This window comes from Pseudomonas sp. BRM28 (assembly GCF_002939405.1).
GTDB lineage: Bacteria > Pseudomonadota > Gammaproteobacteria > Pseudomonadales > Pseudomonadaceae > Aquipseudomonas > Aquipseudomonas palmensis.
On record NZ_PEFV01000001.1, the window covers coordinates 2,595,274 to 2,612,859 of the forward strand.

The following is a 17,586-nucleotide window of genomic DNA, read 5'->3' on the forward strand; positions in this document are numbered from 1 at the left end:
CCTTGTCGGTTGAGGGCAGGGGCTCAGGTGATGGCGCCGATCTGCCAGGGCACGAATTCGTTCTGGCCGTAGCCATGTTGTTCGCTCTTGCTGCGCTCGCCCGAGGCAATGCGCAGCATCAGGCGGTAGATGTGTTCGCCGCGTTCCTCGATGGTGGTGCTGGCGTCGGCGATGCCGCCGCAGTTCACGTCCATGTCGTCTTCCTGGGTTTCCCACAGGCGGGTGTTGGTGGCCAGCTTGATCGAGGGCGACGGTGCGCAGCCGTAGGCCGACCCGCGCCCGGTGGTAAAGGCGATCAGGTTGGCGCCGCCGGCGACCTGGCCGGTGGCCGAGATCGGGTCGTAGCCGGGGGTGTCCATGAACACCAGGCCGTGGGCACGCACCGGTTCGGCGTATTCGTAGACGTCCATCAGGTCGCTGGAGCCGGCCTTGGCCACGGCGCCCAGGGATTTTTCGAGAATGGTGGTGAGCCCGCCGGCCTTGTTGCCGGCCGAGGGGTTGTTGTTCAGTTCGGCGCCCATGCGCTCGCAGTAGGCTTCCCACCAGTGGATGCGCGCGATCAGCTTTTCGCCCACTTCGCGGCTGACCGCACGGCGCGTGAGCAGGTGCTCGGCGCCGTAGATTTCCGGGGTTTCGGACAGTATCGCGGTGCCACCGGCCGCCACCAGGCGATCCACCGCATTGCCCAGTGCCGGGTTGGCGGTGATGCCCGAATAGCCGTCGGAGCCGCCACATTGCAGGCCGACGGTCAGGTGCCTGACGCTGACCGGCTCGCGACGCACCTGATCGGCTTCGGCCAGTAGCGACTTGACCTGGGCGATGCCGCTGGCAATGGTGCGCGTGGTGCCGCCGGTGCCCTGGATGGTGAAGGTGCGCAGGGTGTGGCTGCTGCTCAGGCCCTGGGCGGCCAGCAGGTCGGGGATCTGGTTGGTCTCGCAGCCCAGGCCGATCATCAGCACCGAGGCGAAGTTGGCATGCACCGCGTACCCGCCCAGGGTGCGCTGCAGCATCGCCAGCGCCTCGCCGCCGGGGTCGACCGCGCAGCCCACGCCGTGGGTCAGGGCCACCACGCCATCCACGTTGGGGTAGGGCGCGAGCGCCTCGGGGTGGATGTCGCGGCGAAAATGGTCGGCGATGGCGCGTGCCACGGTGGCCGAGCAGTTCACCGAGGTGAGGATGCCGATGTAGTTGCGCGTGGCCACCCGGCCGTCGGCGCGCACGATGCCCATGAAGGTATCGTCGGTGGTGGCCGGTGTGCCCCTGGCGTCCACGCCGAAGGCGTAGTCGCGGGCAAAGTCGCCCATGGCCAGGTTGTGCACGTGCACATGCTCGCCGGCGGCGATGGGCTGGCTGGCAAAGCCGATGATCTGCCCGTAGCGGCGCAGCGGCTGGCCGGGGGCGATGGCGCGCACCGCCACCTTGTGCCCGGCCGGGATGGCCTGCAGCACCTCGATGTGCTCGGCCTGCAGGTGCAGGCCCTTGGGCAGGGGCTGGCGGGCGATCAGCACGTCGTCCAGCGGGTTGAGGCGGATCACGGCATTGGCGGCGCTGTCGCTGCCTGTTGTTGTAATGAGTTGCATCTCAGTCATCTCCAGAGGCGTGGGCCGGGCTTACGCCAGGCCGCGCTCGCGATAGTCGATCAGGCCGGAGAACAGCATCAGGCCGAAGGCCATGACCACGAAGAAGATCAGGGCCAGGAAGTAGGAGCCGGTGAACTGCACGATCAGGCCGATCAGGATCGGCACCAGTACGCCGACCATGTTGCCGCAGAAGTTCATGCTGCCGCCCAGGATGCCGGCCTTGGACTTGCCGCCCAGGATCGCCGGCAGGCACCAGTACATGCCGCACCAGCGGATGAAGAACAGCGCGACGCAGAGCAGGGCGATGACCCGCGCGGCATCCGGGGTGTAGGCCACCAGCAGGATGCACAGGGCAGCCACGGCGGCGGAGCCTGCGAACATGCTGCGCATCACGGTGTTGGGCTGGCCGCCGCTGGCTTTCCACTTGTCGGCGATCCAGCCGCCGATCAGCTCGCCGACGAATCCGCACATGAAGATCAGGAAGGTGGCGCCGCCCATGGCCTTGATGTCCAGGTTGTGGGCCTGGTGCAGGTAGCTCGGCATCCAGGTCAGCAGGCCGTAGAACACGCTGTTGTAGCAGGCGTAGCCGGCGAACATGGCCAGTACCGAGCGGCTCTTGAGCAGCTCCTTGAGGATCGCCTTGCGCCCGTTGCCGTCGCTGGCCACCGCGTTGGCCTGGTTGATGTAGTCCAGCTCGGCGGCGTTGACCTTGGGGTGCTCGGAAGGGTGGTTGCGGATGTACCACCAGGCCCAGATGCCGACCACGATGGTGCCCACCCCGGCGATCACGAAGGCGATGCGCCAGGAGTCGAACCAGGTGATCAGGCCGGCGATGATGATCGCGCCGAATGCGGTGCCCAGCGGTGCGCCGCCGTCCACCAGGGTGGCGCCACGCCCACGCTCGTTGGGGGTCAGCCAGGCGCCGTTGAGCTTGGCTCCGGCCGGCATGATCGGCGATTCGGCCACACCCAGGCCGACGCGGGTGATCAGCAGGGTGATCCAGTTGTGCGCGCCGCCGGCCAGTGCCTGGAAGGCGCCCCAGCCGATGGTGGCGGCACCGATGATGTTGCGCACCTGGAAACGGTCCAGCAGCATGCCGCTGGGGATCTGCATCAGTGCGTACGACCAGAAGAACGCGCTGAGAATCAGGCCTTCCATGGCCGGGGTCAGTTCGAATTCCGCCGAGATCAGCGGCAGCGCCACCGACAGCGAGGCGCGGTCGATGTAGTTGATCGCGGCCAGCAACAGCAGGATCAGGAAGATGCGCCAGCGCACGGTGGTGGGCCGCTGGGCATCGGTGGCAGCCAGGGCAGGTGCCGGGGCGGCCTGCAAGGAGGTGTCTTTCATGCTCATCTCACTCTTATGGTTGTTATGAAATGCCGCGGCGGCGCGCGGGGCGCCGCCTGCGGTTCAGAGCGCTTTCACCTCGCCGGGTGAGATGGCCGAAGGCGTCACGCTGATGCCATTGCGCAGCGGGGCGCCGAACTCGGGCAGGCTGATTTCGAACACGTCGCCGGGCGCGGCCTTGACCTGGTCGGCGAACGACAGGGTCGCGGTGCCGAAGAAGTGCACGTGCACATCGCCCGGACGCAGGAATTGGGTGTACTTGAAGTGGTGGTACTCCAGGTTCTCCAGCGAATGGCACATGTTGTCCTCGCCGCTGAGGAATTCCTTTTCCCACAGCAGGTTATCACCGCGGTGGATACGGCTGACGCCGCCCAGGTGAGCGGGCAGCTCGCCGACCCGCAACTCGGGGCCGTAGGAGCAGTTGCGCAGCTTGGAGTGGGCCAGGTACAGGTAGTTGCGCCGCTCCATCACATGGTCGGAGAACTCGTTGCCGATGGCGAAGCCTACCCGGTAGGGCTGACCGTCATCGCCGATCACGTACAGGCCGGCCAGCTCGGGCTCTTCGCCGCTGTCTTCGGCAAAGGCGGGGCTCTGGAACGGCTGGCCGGGGCGTACCACGATCGAGCCGTCGCCCTTGTAGAACCATTCCGGCTGCACACCGGCGGTGCCGGAGGGCGGGCGGCCGCCTTCGATGCCCCACTGGAAGATGCGGGCGGTGTCGGTCAGGGCGGTGCTGTCGTCGATTTTCTGCTGGTGCATCTTGTCGCGGGTCGAGGCGCTGCCCAGGTGGGTCAGGCCGGTGCCGCTGATCAGGCAGTGGGCGGGGTCATCGTGGTCCAGCGGCGGCAGCACCCGGCAGTCGGCCAGGGCCTGGGCGTAACTGTGGGCGGTGGCGTCCAGGCCGCGGGCGAGCACTTCGTCGCACAGGCTGCGGGCGTTGCGAATCGCGGCCAGGGCCAGTTCACGCATGGTGCGGGTATTGCGTACCACCTGGATCAGGTCGCCTTCGATGACGCCGACGTGACGCGCGGCTGCAGGGGTTTCGAATTGGATCAGACGCATGCTGACTCCTGATTGTTCTTGTGGGGAGGGCTGTTGTCCGACACTTTAAATTTGCGTGGCTTTGCTGCCTAATGACAGCTGTTGACCGAGGGATAACCAAAAGTAATCACCTATGCTGCCACCCCTGACTACCATGGCTTCGCGCCTGCGCATGCGCCAGTTGCGCCTGTTGATCAGCCTCGACGAGCTGGGCTCGATCCACAAGGCCGCCCAGGCCCTGTCGATTACCCAGCCGGGCGCGACCAAGGCCCTCAATGAAATCGAATCGACCCTGGGCGCGGTGCTGTTCGAGCGCACCAGCAAGGGGCTGGAGGCCAATGACCTGGGGCGCTGCGTGGTGCGTTATGCGCGCCTTATCAATACCGACCTGGCGCACCTGCGCGAAGAGATGATCGGTATTCTGCAGGGCCACGGCGGGCGGCTGTCGGTGGGGTCGATCATGGGGGCGGTACCGATGCTGGTGGAGGGCCTGGCGCGTCTGCGCGAGAGCCAGCCGGACCTGTCGGTATCGATCGTCGAGGACACCAGCGACCGCCTGCTCAGCTTGCTCGATCAGGGCCGTCTGGATGTGGTGATCTGCCGAACCAGCGTGAGCCCGCGACCGGGCGCCTATGTGAGCCGGGCCAGGCATCAGGAGCAGTTGGTGGTGGTGGCCAATCTGCAGCACCCGCTGGTGGGGTGTGCCGAGTTGAGGCTCGAGGCGTTGGCCGATTCACGCTGGGTGGTGTTCCCGGTGAACATGCCGATGCGCTTGACGCTGGAGCGTGAATTTCGTGAGGCGGGTTTGAGCTTTCCGCTGTATCCCATTGAAACTTCATCAACTTTTACCACGCTCACGTTGCTGTTGCAGGACCGTGGGCTGGTGGCGGTGATGCCGTGGGACTCGGCCAGGATCGCGCTCGAGCATGGGATGCTGGCGCAACTGCCGCTGGAATTGAACTCGCGCAGCGAGCCCTATGAGGTGGTCACGCGCAAGGGGGTGGAACTGCCGGTGCCGGCGCAGTTGCTGATCGAGGCGCTGGGGGTGTGAGGTGACAGGCCGGGCCCGTCGCCGGCAAGGCCGGCTCCTGCGGCAGGAGCCGGCCTTGCCGGCGAAACGGTTGGCGCGAATCAGGCCGTAGAGCCGACCTTCTTTGCCGCCTGACCTTTGGCTGCCTGCTGGCGGCAGGCCAGGCCGAAGGCTTCGAACATCTTCACCGAGTCCGGGTTCTGCGCCGCCTGCCATTCCGGGTGCCATTGCACCGCGAACAGGAACGGCGACAGGCTTGGTGCATGGATCGCTTCCACCAGCCCGTCTTCGGCACGTGCCAGTGGCTCGAGGCCTTCACCCAGGGTCTTCAGGCCCTGGCCATGCAGCGAGTTGACGCGGATTTCATCGCTCTGCAGCAGTTCGCGCAGCCAACTGCCGGCTTCCAGGCGCACGCTGTGAACCTGGCTGTACTGCAAATCAACCGGATCGTCGGGGTTCTCCCGGTGATCGTTAAAGCCTGGCTCGGCATAGACCTTCTGGTAGATGTCGCCGCCCAGTGCCACGTTGATTTCCTGCATGCCGCGGCAGATACCGAAGATCGGCAGGCCACGGGCGATGGCCAGTTGCACCAGCGGCAGGTCGAACAGGTCGCGGTCGCGGTCCTGGGCCTTGCCCGGGGTTTCGTTCTCCTGGCCATACAGCGCCGGGTCGATGTTGCTGCCGGCACCGGTCAGGTACACGCCGTCGGCCATGTCCAGGTACTGCTCGAGGTCTTCGGTACCGCAGCAGGTCGGAACCAGAACCGGCACGCATCCGGCATGGTCGACCAGGGGTTGGATGTATTTGTGGGTCATTACCTGGTAGGCATGGCCCTTGCGTTCCTGGGCACCCATGGTCATGAGTACGACAGGCTTGCGCAGGGTCTGATTCTTATTGCCAATGTTGCTGTTGGGCATATGTCACCTTGGGACAGGCTCGGCCTGTCATTGTTGTGCAGGCGCATCGGGAACCGCTGACGCTACCTGAGGTTTCGAGCACTGCCGAGAGCGCCTGGAAGGACGACTCCCGGTCGAAACCTGTGACATAGCTTGCCAGAGCCGTTAAATATGTCAAACGGCTTTACCCTGTGGCAGGCTAATTTCCTTATGTTGTTTCTAGAAATACAACCCAATACCTTGTTTTATAAGGATTAATGTCAATTGTTAGCGTGCTTGGTAGTTCATTATATTTAACGTACGACTTTCGGCGTAGGCAACCAGGCCTCAGCTGGCCGGCTGGCCCTTGCGCCAGCGCCGCATGCCGGTGGTGATTGCGTACAGCAGCCAGACAGCCCAGCCGACCAGCACGAACCAGCCGAACACGAAGGGTATGCCGATGACGCCCACCCCCAGCAGCAACAGGCCGATCCAGAACATGCGGATCTGGAAGGTGTAGTGGCTGCGGTCCAGGTCATTGGCGCCAGCGCGGCTCTGGTAGGCGTAGACCAGCCCGGCAGGCGCGGTGACCACCACCAGCAGGCTGATGAGGTACAGCACGTAGACCAGCATCGGGCCGTTGTCGCTGCTGCGGGTGTAGTTGCTCTGGTTCTGCTGCGCCTGGCGGTGGCGGGGCTTGTAGTAGGCCGTGTGGTCGGTGCTGTCGGGCTGCTGCGGTTGGCTTTGCGGCTTGCTCTGCGGCTTTGCGCGGCCATCCGGGTCGGGGCGTTGAATCTTGAAATCCTGCATGCTTGCTGTTCTCCACTGGAGTTGGAAGGCTTAAGCCTGGGCGTCGTGCATGACCTGAATCGCCGACTGGGTGCCGCGGGTCTGCTCGCGGTACTGGTAGGTGACCTTGTCGGTGGCGACCTTGCCGTTGTAGCCGCTCTTGATGGTTCTGACGATGTAGTTGAAGTCGCCCTTGCTGCGGGTGGTGACCACCACATTGGCCTTGCTGCGGGCACCGGACACGTAGCTGCCGACACGGCCCAGGGGCTCCTTGAGGCGCTTGTCGCGCTTGTTGACCAGGGCCTGGGGCACGTTCACCTGCATGGAGTCGACGGCATCGATGCTGGCGGCGCCCACCGCATTGCGCTCGTCGGCCGGCACCGCGACCTGGCGGGTACTGACCTGCACGGCGGCTACGTCGGCAGACTGGCGCTCGATGTCGGCCTGCACCTGCCGGGCCTGCTGCAGGTCTTTCTGGCGGCCGATGTAGTAGCCACTGGGGGCGCCCAGCGCGGCACCAATGGCGCAGCCCACACCGGGCTTGCCGCCGGTGCCGACCGCAATGATTGCGCCGCCCAGGCAGCCGGCAGCACCGCCCAGTGCGGTGCTGCCCATCTGCGAGTTCTGGCAGCCGCCGAGCAGCACGCTGCCAGCCAGTAGTACAAGGGTAAGGGTGGTCGAGCGGGTCAAGGTGGGGCTCCTTTCAGGCCGTGGCGGGGCGCTGTCATCAGTCGTTGTCGTGGTAGCCGTAGCTCAGGCCTTGCAGCAGGTGCAGGCGAATCGCTTCGTTGAGCGGGTAGAACAGCGGCTGCACCTGGGCGGTCCACTGCGCACCGTGGGCGATCACCCAGCCCATGGCGCCCAGGGTGCTGGCGCCTCGCTGCTTGAGGGTGAGAAACAGCGGCTGTTCGGTGACCTTGTTGCTGAACGGCATCGGCAGCGCCAGCACCACCACCGCGTACACCGCCAGCGCACCCCAGTAGGCGCGGCGCGGCACCGGGCGCACGGCGCGCAGGGCGAACAGGGTGCACTTGAACAGGTGGGTGAAGGCCCCCAGCAACGAGAACAGCAGGGCGATCATCGGCACGATCAGGGCGCGGTAGCTGTCTCGGCCGATGTCGGCCTTGTCGTTGCGCTCGCCATAGCGGGCCGGCTCGACCAGGCGTTCTTCGAGCAGTTGCTGGGCATCCAGGCGCAGGGTCGGGCGGTAGATCGCCTGTTCATAGGCGTCGAGCGACCAGTCGGGCTTGAGTGACAGGCTGTCGGGCAGGTACAGCGCGCTACGCCAGCGCTGCTGGATCGCCGGGTCGGCGAAGAACCCCTGGCGCGACAGGCCGGGTTTGATCCAGTCGCCCTGGATATGCTTGAACAGCTCGGTGCCGTAGGCGCCGCTGGCATGGCCCTGCACGCGCTTGGCCACGGCCAGGTTGAAGCCGGCGCGGTCGCCGGGTTGCCAGTTGTCACTCACCTGAATGCCCTTGTCATCCAGCATGCGGCGCACCTGCGGCCAGTGCCGGCGCGGCACGTTGCCTGGGGTCAGGCGGCGATTGCGCTGCTTGAGGGTCTGCACGTAATCGTCCCAGGCCTGCTGCTGATGCCGGGCGATGGCGGCCGGGCTGGTGGCGTCCAGGTAGCGCTGGCTGCCCTGGCGGTAGTTGCCGTACAGCTCGTCCAGCTCGGCCAGGGCCTCGCGGTAACGCTGGTAGTTGTCGGCCAGCGGGCCGCGGCGGGTTTCGGCGAACAGTTCGAAGAAGGCCAGGCCCTGCTGGCGCACCCGCTCTTCGAGGCGATCGACCGACTGCAGCAGGATCGGCAGGGTGGCCAGCAGGGTCTTGCCCTCGGGGCGCTTGTAGTCGTCGGTGCCCAGCTCCAGCCCCTTCAGGCCGAACTCGCGATGCACCAACAGGTAGCTGATGGGCACGCCCAGCACGGCGCGGGCACGCTCCTGCGGGGTGGAGGTGGCGACCAGGTGGTTGATCAGGGCCAGTTGCGCATAAAACACCACCAGCAGGCAGCTGCCCACCGTCAGCGCAGACCAGGCCAGCGTGCGGCCCAGGCTCCAGTACTGGCTGCAGGCCTTTTTCAGTACCCAGCCCAGGCCCAGCAGGGCCACGGCGGTGCCGGCGATCAGGCGTCCGTAGACTTCGATCGACTCGACCTGCGCGGGGCTGGCCAGCCCGCCCACCACATCCAGCAGGCGTGCGTTGAAGCCCATCTCGACGAGCAGGTAACACAGCGTCAGCCCCAGCATCAGGCGGGCCACGAAGCGTTGCTGCTGGCGGGGCGTTGACGCACGTGCCACGACAGGCCGGCGCAGCCACCCGCGCCATGGCCGGCCCGTCAGGTCGGGCGACAGGCGGCTGTTCACGGCTAGTGTTCCAGCTCGGAGGTCAGGTCGAGCGTCACCCGGCGCTGGGCCGGCGCTGCGGTTTTGGCGCGGTCGACCACTTCAGTGGCGACCTGGGGCGTGACCTGCGGCGCGGCCGATGGCGCTGCTGCCGGGGCAGGCTTTGGCTGCTTGGCTTCGACCCTGGCCACCGCGGGCGCGGGCCTGGGTTGCGGCGGGGGCGTCGGGGCCACGGCGTGCTGGACGGGTGCAGGGCGTGGCGCTGCGGCCTTGGCAGGGGCTGGCGTCGCCTTGGCCAGGCCCTTGAGCAGGTTCGGCAGGTCGACCCGCAGCGGGCCGCGGAACTGCCGGTCGAGCGACGAGTAGGTCCAGGCCGCCGACTGCGTGCCGTTGAGCTGCATCGCCACCAGGCTTTTGCCGTCTTCGGCGCGCTGCAAGGCCAGCATGTCGGAACAGCCGCCCAGGCGGTAAGGCCCCCACGCCGAGGTGCCGGACAACACCACCAGCGCGCTTTGCGAGTCGCATTGCGGCGTGCGGTAGCTGAGCACCACGGCGGTTTCGCCCTGCAGGTCGTAGGTGCCCTCCACATTGGTTTCGCGCCACTGCGCTGGCAGCTGCAATTGCAGCTTGCGCTGGGGCAGCGTGAGGTAGGCGTGCCCCTGCGGGGTTTCCATGTGGTTGATCGGGCCGGCAGCCGAGGGGTGGGTGCCGATCAACTGGTCGGCCAGCGCGCCGGATGCCTGGAAGGCGAGCCCGGCCATTAGCCAGCAGGCCAGGGCGAGTGCGCTGAAACGTGAGGGGGTGTGGTGTTTCAAAGAGTGCTTCCCTGTACTGATGGCGCGCGTGACCCGCTGCGCGGGATGGTAGCACAGGGCTACATATTGGGCAGTTTCATACAAGAATTGCTGATAACCGAAACGTGACGCGTAGCGCACGCCAGGGGCGGCGTGGCATTCTGTGGCGTTACGCCAGCAGGCGAAAACAGGACGCGCGCATTGAGACGGAGTAGACGATGACCCAGGCATTCACCCGCACCGTGGAGCAAGCACTGCGCAGCCGCCTGCAGGGATGCGGCTATGACACCTCCGATCTCGAGCTGACCGTGCAGCAGGGCGAGGACAAGGGGCGCGCGGTGAGCGTGAGCCGGCGCTGGAGCCTGGTGACCGAAGTGCGCCGCGAGTCGGCTTCGGTGGGGCTGCGGATCAATTCGGTGAGCGAACACCAGCTCGAGCAGTCGATGGCCGAGCAGCGTCAAGTGCTGCTGGGCAGGGGCGCGGCGCATTACAAGAACCGTGTGCTCAAGGGGCTGGGCAGCAATCCCGCGCATTTTCTGCGCAGCCAGCAGGTGAAGCTGTTTGCCCTGGACCCGCTCTACACCAGCCATACCTGCGGCACCTGCAGCGGTTACGGCAAGCAGCGCTGCACCGTGTGCAACGGCAGTTGCAAGCTAAGATGCAGCAGTTGCAGCGGCAAGGGCCGCACGCAGTGCTGGGGCTGTGGCGGCTCCGGCCGCACCGGCAGTGGCAGTTGTGCCTACTGCATGGGCGCAGGCGGCGACAACTGCCCCAGTTGTGTGGGCGGCTCTGTGGCGTGCGGCTGCATGGGGGGGCAGGTGACCTGCGGCGGCTGTTTGGGCGACAAGTTCATCTGCACCCGCTACACCCTGGAGGTGTCGGCCAAGGCAGTCGGCAATTCGGTACACCTGAAGTCCAACGATACCTGGCTCAAGCCTTACGTCGACGAGTGGGGGGATGAGCCCGAAACCATCGAGCGGGCTGCCGAAGGGTTCGCCGCGCCCTATTACCCGGACAACACACCCGAGAAGGGCGACCTGGTACTGAGCGTGGACGGCACCTGCTATTACAGCCAGGCCCAGGTGCGTGCCGGACGGCGCAGCATCCGTTGCAACATGCTTGGCCGCTACCGGCATGTGGTGTTCGATGACGGGCTGGCCGCCAGCTACTTCGACAGGGTGATCGAGCAGTTGGAAAACCCGGCAGACATCGAACAGGTGGCCCTGGCCAGTGAGCGTTCGGTGGCCCGGCGCATGATCGAGGAGTCTGGACACGTGAATTACGTCAGCCAGCTGTCGGACGTGAAAAACGGCACGGTCAGCCCCGAGCAGGCCAATCGCTTCTTCGCGTTGCGCAAGAACGCCTCGGACCAGCAGACGGCCCTGCGCAGCAAATTGGAGCCCAGGCTGGTGCTGCGCCGCGCGCTGGGTTACTTCTGGCGGCTGAGCCTGCTGATGCTGGTGCTGTTCTTTTTCAGCGCGGGCAAGCTTCTGGAGGTGAAGTTCGGCGGGCCGCAGGTGCTGTTCAGGGCCGATGGCCCGGCCACGGTGTGGGCCATGTTCAAGCATTACCTGGTGCTGCCGTTCACCAGCCCGATCAACGGGGTGATGCTGGTGGGCGTGGGGCTGCTGTGCACCTGGCTGTTCAAGGACATGCTGTGGCACCGCATGAACCGCTTCATGGGCAAGGGTCCGGGCAATCGGCTGCTGGCCGCCGTGCTGCTGGCCTTCTGCCTGATGCCGCTGCTGGCGTTGTTCCCGGACACGCCGATCGCCCTGCTGCGGGACGGGCCACGCCTGCAGCACATGCTGCCCAATGCGCTGGTCGGCATGCTGGGGGCCTTGCCCACGCTGGTGCCGCTGTCGCTGCTGCTGGCCCTGCTGTTCAACCGCGCGCTCAACGCGCCGGCCATCGATGCGCGGCTGCGGCGCATGAACTTCGACGTGTGAGGGGGCAAGGGCAGGGCGTGTACCTGTCCTATACTTCGCGTATCCGCAACAGCTGGCTGTCGTTGATCGGATCGAGACGTCTCGATGCCGCCGGTAGTGCCTGTAGTCGTAGTCGCAGCTGAGCCGTCACTCAATCAGCGCTGCGCAGGGGTATAGCCATGGACATCGTGAGTCTGGTCATTCAGGTCATCAGTGGTGTGGTAGGCGGCAATGCCGCCGGCATGAGCAAGCAGAGCATGGGGCCGTTGCTCAATTCGATCTTCGGCGGGGTGGGCGGGGTGATCGTGGGCCAGATACTGGCCGCGATCACCGGTGAGCCCGGGGCCGCCATGGGGGCTGGCGGGTCGCTGGACATGGCGGCGATCATCAGCAGCATCGTCGGCGGTGGTGCCGGCGGCGCGGTGCTGACGTTCGTGGCCGGGTTCATCAAGTCGAAGATGCAGGCGCGCTAGGCGTAGTACGTGGTGGGCCTTTCGCGGGGTAAACCCGCTCCCTCAAGGCCGGCGTGAGCCTCTGTGGGAGCGGGCGTGACCCGCGAAAGGGCAGCGGCTTCAGTGCAGAATCTGCGCCAGGAAGCCCTTGGCCCGATCACTCTGCGGGTTGTTGAAGAACGCCTCGGGCGGGGCATCCTCGATGATCTGCCCGCCGTCCAGAAACAGCACGCGCTCGGCCACCTGTCGCGCAAAGCCCATTTCGTGGGTCACACACAGCATGGTCATGCCGGTGTCGGCAAGCTTGACCAGCACATCCAGCACTTCGGCGACCATCTCCGGGTCCAGTGCCGAGGTCGGCTCGTCGAACAGCATGATCTTTGGCTTCATGCACAGCGCCCGGGCGATTGCCACCCGCTGCTGCTGCCCGCCCGACAGCTGGCTGGGGTACTTGCCCGCCTGGCTCTCGATGCCCACCTTGTTCAGGTAGAACCGTGCCCGCTCCTCGGCCTCCTTGCGCGACAGGCCGCGCACGCTCATCGGCGCCAGGGTGCAATTGTCGAGCACGCTCATGTGCGGGAACAGGTTGAAGTGCTGGAACACCATGCCGATCTCGCTGCGCACCTCGGCGGCCTGGCGCGTGGTCAGCGCCAGGTCGGTGTCGTTGACCAGCAGGGTGCCTTTTTCGGCGATCTCCAGGCGGTTGATGCAGCGGATCAGCGTCGACTTGCCCGAGCCGGACGGCCCGCACAGCACGATGCGCTCACCTTCACGCACCTTGAGGTCGACGTCGCGCAGTACGTGAAAGTCGCCATAGAACTTGTTCAGCCCGTCGATGCTCACCACGACCTTGCGCGGGTCGGGGTGCGTGTCGGGGCGTGCAGCGGCAAGGCTCAGTGGTGCGGTCATGTTGTTGTTCTCCGCGATCTCAGTGTTCGAAGCGGTCGGCGCCATAGGGCGTCGGGTCGGTAAAGGTGTTTTCGCCGGTGATCATTTCTGCCAGCAGGCGCCCGCATACCGGGCCCAGGGTGAGGCCGTGGTGGGCGTGGCCGAAGTTGAACCACAGGCCCTTGTGCCGCGGCGCCGGGCCGATCACCGGGCGCATGTCCGGCAGGCAGGGGCGTCGGCCCAGCCACGGCGCGTCCTGGGTGCGCTCGCCCAGCGGGAACAGCTGGCGGGCGATGGCTTCGCAGCGCTGCAACTGGACCTCGTTGGCCGCATCGTCGCTGGCGGCGAACTCGATGCCGGTGGTCAGGCGAATGCCCTGGGCCATCGGTGCCAGCACGAAGCCGCCCTGCACGTCGCACAGTGAATGCTTGAGCGCAGCACCGGCCTTGGCATGGAAATGTACGTGATAGCCGCGCTTGACCTCCAGCGGGATGTCGTAGCCCAGCGGGCGGAACAGCTCGCCGGCCTGCGGGCCCAGCGCGATCACTGCCTCCGGTGCAGTGACCGGGCCCTGGCGGGTGTCGACCTGCCATTCGCTGGCCACCTGGCGCAGGGTGCGCGCATCGCCCTGGATGAACTGCCCGCCGCGCTTGACGAACAGCGCCGCGTAACCGCGGGTGAGGCCGCCGGGGTTGCTCACGGTCTTGGGGTCGAGCCAGTGGATGCCGCCCACGGCGTTGGCGCTCAGGTCCGGTTCGCGATCGTGCAGTTGCTGCTTGTCGAGAATCTCGAACTGCAGGCCGTAGGGCTTGAGCGCCTGGGCATCGGCCACGGCCTGGGCCAGGGCAGGCTGGGTGCGGTACACCTCGATCCAGCCCTTGGCCTGCACCATGGCGCCCAGTTCGGCGGCCTCGATCAGTGCGTCGTGTTCCTCGACGCAGCGCTGCACCAGCGGCAGCATGGCGCGGGTGGCCTCGGCCAGGGGCGCCGGGGCGGAGTTCTTCCAGTACTGCAGCAACCAGGGCGCGGCCTTGGGCAGGTAGCTGAAGCTGTAGCGCACGTCGGGCTGGCGGTTGAGGCCGTAGCGCAGCAGCTTGGACAGCTCGCGCGGGAAGGCATAGGGGATCACGCTGGAGCGCTCGATCAGGCCGGCATTGCCGTGGCTGGTGCCGCTGCCCGGTTCGTCACGGTCGATCAGGATCACCTTGCGCCCGCGTGCTTGCAGGTGCAGGGCCGTGGAAACACCGACGATACCGGCGCCCAGAACGATGGTTTGGCAATGCATGAAAAAATCCTCTACGGCTACGGTTCAGCGCAGGTGGCGGCCCAGTCGGGCTTCTATGTGTTTGAGGCTGCGGCGCACGATCTCCACGATCAGCAGGTAGAGCACCGCGGCCCACAGGTAGATCTGGAAGTCGAAACTGCGCGAGAAGGCCAGCTTGGTCACGCCCATCAGGTCGTAGATGGTCACCAGCGAGGCGATTGCACTGGCCTTGATCATCAGAATCAGCTCGTTGCCCAGCGGGCCGATGGCCACGATCAGCGACTGCGGCAGGATCACCTTGAAGAAGGTGGTCGAGCGCTTCAGGCTCAGTGCCCTGGCCGCCTCGTATTGCCCGGGGGCCACGGCCATCAGGCTGCCGCGAAAGATCTCGGCCTGGTAGGCGGCGGTGTTCAGGGTGAAGGCCAGCAGGGTGCAGTACCAGGCTTCGCGGAAGAACCACCACATGCCGACGTCCTGCCAGAAGCTCTTGAGCGAGCCCAGCCCGTAGTACAGCAGAAACAGCTGCGCCAGCAGCGGCGAGCCCCGGAAGAAGTAGATGTAGCCGGCGCTCAGGCGTTGCAGCAGCACGTTGTTCGACAGCCGCGCCAGCGCCAGCAGCAGGCCCAGCAGGGCGCCCAGGGTGAAGGAGATGGCCACCAGTTTGCCGGTGACCAGCAGCCCGTCGATAAAGCGCGGGCCGTAGCGTTCGAGCAGGTCGGGGTCGACGAAGAACGCCAGCAGGGCATCGAGATTCATGTGCGTGCACTCCGCAGGTGACGGCTGGTGTGGCGTTCGATATAGGCGAAGACCCGGCCCGACAGCGCCGAGAACAGCAGGTAGCCCAGGCAGGCGACGGTGTAGAAGAACATCGGCTCCTTGGTCACGCTGACGGCCAGGTTGGTCTGGCGCATCAGGTCGACCAGCGAGATGGTCGACACCAGCGAGGTGTCCTTGAGCAGCGACAGCCAGTTGTTCGACAGGCCCGGCAGGGCGATGCGCACCAGCTGCGGGAACACCACCTTGCGGAAGGTGGTGGTTTTGCTCAGGCCCAGCGCGGCCGAGGCCTCGTACTGGCCCTTGGGAATGGTCTTGAACGCGCCCAGCCAGATTTCACTGGAGAACGCGGCGAACACCAGGCTGAAGGCGATCATGGCGGCGAGGAAGGTATTGATCATCACCTCGCCCTCGTAGCCCATGGCGGTGAGGATCTTCTGCGCGGCGATCTGGCAGCCGTAATAGATGATCAACAGCGTGAGCAGTTCGGGCAGGCCGCGAAATACCGTGGAGAACACGGTGGCCCAGGCGCGCGGAAAGCGTTTTTTCGAGCGGGCGGCCAGCGCCACGCCCAGGCCCAGCGGCAGGCCGATGGGCAGGCAGGCCAGGGCCAGGGAAATGGTCACCAGGGCGCCGGCCAGCAGGGCCTGGCCCCAGCCGCCGCTGGCGAAGGATAACAGGGACAGTTGTTCGATCATGCGCGAACCCTCGGCAAGACAACAGGGCCTCTTCGCCGGCAAGCCGGCTCCCACAGGGTCGCGGTTGACGCAAAACCCTGTGGGAGCTGGCTTGCCAGCGAATGCGGTCTTACTGGTAGATATCGAAGTCGAAGTATTTGCTGGAGATCTTCTGGTAAGTCCCGTTGGCGACGATCTCGTCCAGGGCCTTGTTCAGGCGCTCGCGCAGCGCCTCGTCTTCCTTGCGCACGGCGATAGAGGCATCGGCGGTGGTGCCCTTGACGTCACCCAGGATCTTGCAGCAGTCCTTGCCTGCCTTGCCCAGCCATTCGAGCAGCGGAAACTTGTCGGCAATCACCCCGTCCAGGCGCCCGGCGGCGAGGTCCGCGTTGGCTTCGTCCAGGGTCGGGTACAGCTTGACGTCGGCACCGGCCTTGCCATACACGTCTTCGGCGTAGATCGCCTGGGTGGAGGAGGACTGCGCGCCCACCGTGTAGCCCTTGAAGTCGGTCTGCGCGTCGGTGATCTCGCTGTCCTTGGGCACTGCGACCGACAGCGGCGTCTTGTAGTAGTGGTTGGTGAAGGCGATTTTCTTGCGGCGTTCTTCGGTGTTGATCATCGAGGCCACCACGGCGTCGTACTTCTTGGCCATCAGCGCCGGGATGATGCCTTCCCAGTCCTGGGCCACCACGGTGCACTCGACCTTCATCTGTTCGCACAGGGCCTTGGCGATGTCCACGTCAAAGCCGTGCAGCTGGTTCTTGGAGTCGACGTAGTTGAACGGCGGGTAGGCGCCTTCGGTGGCGATCTTCAGGGTTTCGGCCTGGGCCGAGGTGATGCCGGCGAACAGCAGCGCGCATGCGCCTGCAAAGCGGAGGACGGGTTTCATGAAACACCTCGTGGTTGATTGCACTCTTGCTATTGTTTGCTCGTTGACGTGTAGCCAACGAATTCGTTGTGTAGAGCGGCAGTTGCTTCCAAGCGTTTTTCAACATCCGGCCCGAGCTTCTTGCAGACCTCGTTGACCATCAGGTGTACCCACGACAGCATCGTCGCGGTGGACTCCCAGAACAGATTGAATTCGGTGGGGATGCGAAACACCTCGTCGGCGTTGGCATCGGCCCAGTCACAGAAGGTGTCGGTAACCAGTGTTACCGGGATGCCCGCTTCGCGTGCCTTGCGACACAGCACCAGGGCGTGGCGCGAGTAGCGGCGCGCCTCGAACACCACCAGCGCGCAGTCGTGCGAGGCGCTGAGCAGCACTTCGCCGAAGTGCCCGGCGCTGCCGTCCACCACCTGCACGCCATCGCGCAGGTATTGCAGCAGGTGGCTCATGCACTGGGCGATACCGCGCTCGGTCTGGAACCCGGCAATGAATACCCGGCGCCGTTCGGCCAGGCGCCGGGCCACGGTGTGCCAGGCCTCGGTGCGGCTGTACTCGTAGACCCGCACCAGGGCGGCGACCTCCAGCTCGAGGCTGCGCGCGCGGTCGATGTCGTCCTTGCCCTGTTGTTGGCGAAATTCTTGCAACCGATCACCGACCAGCCATGGGCCATCGCCCAGGTCGTCCTTGAGATCGTGCTTGAGGGCCTTGAGGTGTTCGTAGCCGAGCGAGCGGCAGAAACGCCCGACACTCGATTCGCTGACGCCGATTTTTGCCGCCAGGCTGGCCGAGGTCTCGAAGGGCAGGTCGGTGAAATGGGCGAGCATGTACGTGGCGATCTTGCGACCCGAGGCCGCCGCATGTTGCAGGCTGTTTTCCAGGCGTTGCTTGATCGGTTGGCTCACGGACGATTCTCG

General features: G+C 65.8%; 17 protein-coding genes. 3 read left to right on the forward strand and 14 right to left on the reverse strand.

Annotated elements, in window-relative coordinates; translation table 11 throughout:
• Positions 1–23: 23 nt before the first annotated feature.
• From CR917_RS12400 to araD1, 3 genes are all read right to left on the reverse strand, one after another.
• The gene (locus CR917_RS12400) at positions 24–1,580 is read right to left on the reverse strand and encodes a UxaA family hydrolase (RefSeq protein WP_104572367.1); all 1,557 of its coding nucleotides are present in this window, start codon (positions 1,578–1,580) and stop codon (positions 24–26) included.
• A gap of 30 nt (positions 1,581–1,610) precedes the next feature.
• Positions 1,611–2,927 (reverse strand): MFS transporter, encoded by a 1,317-nt coding sequence (locus tag CR917_RS12405; protein ID WP_371920431.1) that lies wholly within the window; start codon positions 2,925–2,927, stop codon positions 1,611–1,613.
• A 63-nt stretch (positions 2,928–2,990) separates the two neighbouring features.
• Positions 2,991–3,989 carry an AraD1 family protein gene (gene araD1, locus CR917_RS12410; protein ID WP_054914591.1) on the reverse strand — a complete coding sequence of 333 codons (999 nt, stop codon included), beginning with the start codon at positions 3,987–3,989 and terminating at the stop codon, positions 2,991–2,993.
• 112 nt (positions 3,990–4,101) lie between these two features.
• Here araD1 and CR917_RS12415 point away from each other — a divergent pair, with 112 nt between their 5' ends.
• Entirely contained in the window at positions 4,102–5,019 is a 918-nt protein-coding gene (locus CR917_RS12415; RefSeq protein ID WP_043861345.1) for a LysR family transcriptional regulator, read from the forward strand.
• A gap of 80 nt (positions 5,020–5,099) precedes the next feature.
• On the opposite strand, the gene CR917_RS12420 is transcribed toward CR917_RS12415, so the two are convergent.
• From CR917_RS12420 to CR917_RS27930, 5 genes are all read right to left on the reverse strand, one after another.
• On the reverse strand, positions 5,100–5,915 hold the full coding sequence (locus CR917_RS12420; RefSeq protein ID WP_104572368.1) for a gamma-glutamyl-gamma-aminobutyrate hydrolase family protein: 816 nt from the start codon (positions 5,913–5,915) through the stop codon (positions 5,100–5,102).
• A gap of 306 nt (positions 5,916–6,221) precedes the next feature.
• Complete coding sequence (locus tag CR917_RS12425) at positions 6,222–6,683, reverse strand: hypothetical protein (protein ID WP_052504253.1); 462 nt, start codon at positions 6,681–6,683, stop codon at positions 6,222–6,224.
• Between the two features lie 30 nt (positions 6,684–6,713).
• Positions 6,714–7,352 (reverse strand): glycine zipper domain-containing protein, encoded by a 639-nt coding sequence (locus CR917_RS12430; protein ID WP_058540130.1) that lies wholly within the window; start codon positions 7,350–7,352, stop codon positions 6,714–6,716.
• 37 nt (positions 7,353–7,389) lie between these two features.
• The gene (locus CR917_RS12435) at positions 7,390–9,030 is read right to left on the reverse strand and encodes a hypothetical protein (RefSeq protein WP_054914588.1); all 1,641 of its coding nucleotides are present in this window, start codon (positions 9,028–9,030) and stop codon (positions 7,390–7,392) included.
• A 2-nt stretch (positions 9,031–9,032) separates the two neighbouring features.
• Positions 9,033–9,824, reverse strand: a complete 792-nt coding sequence (locus CR917_RS27930) for a hypothetical protein (protein ID WP_146095010.1) — start codon at positions 9,822–9,824, stop codon at positions 9,033–9,035.
• Positions 9,825–10,021: 197 nt separating this feature from the next.
• Here CR917_RS27930 and CR917_RS12450 point away from each other — a divergent pair, with 197 nt between their 5' ends.
• Both CR917_RS12450 and CR917_RS12455 read left to right on the forward strand, forming a co-directional pair.
• Complete coding sequence (locus tag CR917_RS12450; RefSeq protein ID WP_104572371.1) at positions 10,022–11,752, forward strand: hypothetical protein; 1,731 nt, start codon at positions 10,022–10,024, stop codon at positions 11,750–11,752.
• A 158-nt stretch (positions 11,753–11,910) separates the two neighbouring features.
• Complete coding sequence (locus CR917_RS12455) at positions 11,911–12,204, forward strand: hypothetical protein (protein ID WP_054914585.1); 294 nt, start codon at positions 11,911–11,913, stop codon at positions 12,202–12,204.
• Between the two features lie 99 nt (positions 12,205–12,303).
• Here the strand turns inward: CR917_RS12455 and CR917_RS12460 are convergent, their stop codons facing one another.
• The 6 genes from CR917_RS12460 to CR917_RS12485 all read right to left on the reverse strand — a co-directional run bounded on the left by CR917_RS12460 (position 12,304) and on the right by CR917_RS12485 (position 17,574).
• The gene (locus tag CR917_RS12460) at positions 12,304–13,092 is read right to left on the reverse strand and encodes an amino acid ABC transporter ATP-binding protein (RefSeq protein ID WP_043861496.1); all 789 of its coding nucleotides are present in this window, start codon (positions 13,090–13,092) and stop codon (positions 12,304–12,306) included.
• A 19-nt stretch (positions 13,093–13,111) separates the two neighbouring features.
• Entirely contained in the window at positions 13,112–14,356 is a 1,245-nt protein-coding gene (locus CR917_RS12465) for an FAD-binding oxidoreductase (RefSeq protein ID WP_054914584.1), read from the reverse strand.
• A gap of 24 nt (positions 14,357–14,380) precedes the next feature.
• Positions 14,381–15,091: an ABC transporter permease gene (locus CR917_RS12470; protein WP_043861426.1), complete on the reverse strand. Its 711-nt coding sequence runs from the start codon at positions 15,089–15,091 to the stop codon at positions 14,381–14,383.
• Positions 15,088–15,807 (reverse strand): ABC transporter permease, encoded by a 720-nt coding sequence (locus tag CR917_RS12475; protein ID WP_043861427.1) that lies wholly within the window; start codon positions 15,805–15,807, stop codon positions 15,088–15,090. Before CR917_RS12475 ends, CR917_RS12470 begins: the two co-directional genes overlap by 4 nt.
• A 109-nt stretch (positions 15,808–15,916) precedes the next feature.
• Positions 15,917–16,675: an ABC transporter substrate-binding protein gene (locus CR917_RS12480; RefSeq protein WP_054914583.1), complete on the reverse strand. Its 759-nt coding sequence runs from the start codon at positions 16,673–16,675 to the stop codon at positions 15,917–15,919.
• A 29-nt stretch (positions 16,676–16,704) separates the two neighbouring features.
• Positions 16,705–17,574, reverse strand: a complete 870-nt coding sequence (locus CR917_RS12485) for a MurR/RpiR family transcriptional regulator (RefSeq protein WP_043861429.1) — start codon at positions 17,572–17,574, stop codon at positions 16,705–16,707.
• Positions 17,575–17,586 lie beyond the last annotated feature (12 nt).

Bases quoted from the DNA above. Each gene is read 5' to 3' on its own strand.
- CR917_RS12415 (WP_043861345.1), top strand. From the start codon at position 4,102: ATGCTGCCACCCCTGACTACCATGGCTTCGCGCCTGCGCATGCGCCAG.
- CR917_RS12470 (WP_043861426.1), bottom strand. From the start codon at position 15,091: ATGAATCTCGATGCCCTGCTGGCGTTCTTCGTCGACCCCGACCTGCTC.
- CR917_RS12420 (WP_104572368.1), bottom strand. From the start codon at position 5,915: ATGCCCAACAGCAACATTGGCAATAAGAATCAGACCCTGCGCAAGCCT.
- CR917_RS12425 (WP_052504253.1), bottom strand. From the start codon at position 6,683: ATGCAGGATTTCAAGATTCAACGCCCCGACCCGGATGGCCGCGCAAAG.
- araD1 (WP_054914591.1), bottom strand. From the start codon at position 3,989: ATGCGTCTGATCCAATTCGAAACCCCTGCAGCCGCGCGTCACGTCGGC.
- CR917_RS12455 (WP_054914585.1), top strand. From the start codon at position 11,911: ATGGACATCGTGAGTCTGGTCATTCAGGTCATCAGTGGTGTGGTAGGC.
- CR917_RS12450 (WP_104572371.1), top strand. From the start codon at position 10,022: ATGACCCAGGCATTCACCCGCACCGTGGAGCAAGCACTGCGCAGCCGC.
- CR917_RS12405 (WP_371920431.1), bottom strand. From the start codon at position 2,927: ATGAAAGACACCTCCTTGCAGGCCGCCCCGGCACCTGCCCTGGCTGCC.
- CR917_RS12475 (WP_043861427.1), bottom strand. From the start codon at position 15,807: ATGATCGAACAACTGTCCCTGTTATCCTTCGCCAGCGGCGGCTGGGGC.
- CR917_RS12465 (WP_054914584.1), bottom strand. From the start codon at position 14,356: ATGCATTGCCAAACCATCGTTCTGGGCGCCGGTATCGTCGGTGTTTCC.
- CR917_RS12400 (WP_104572367.1), bottom strand. From the start codon at position 1,580: ATGCAACTCATTACAACAACAGGCAGCGACAGCGCCGCCAATGCCGTG.
- CR917_RS12480 (WP_054914583.1), bottom strand. From the start codon at position 16,675: ATGAAACCCGTCCTCCGCTTTGCAGGCGCATGCGCGCTGCTGTTCGCC.
- CR917_RS12460 (WP_043861496.1), bottom strand. From the start codon at position 13,092: ATGACCGCACCACTGAGCCTTGCCGCTGCACGCCCCGACACGCACCCC.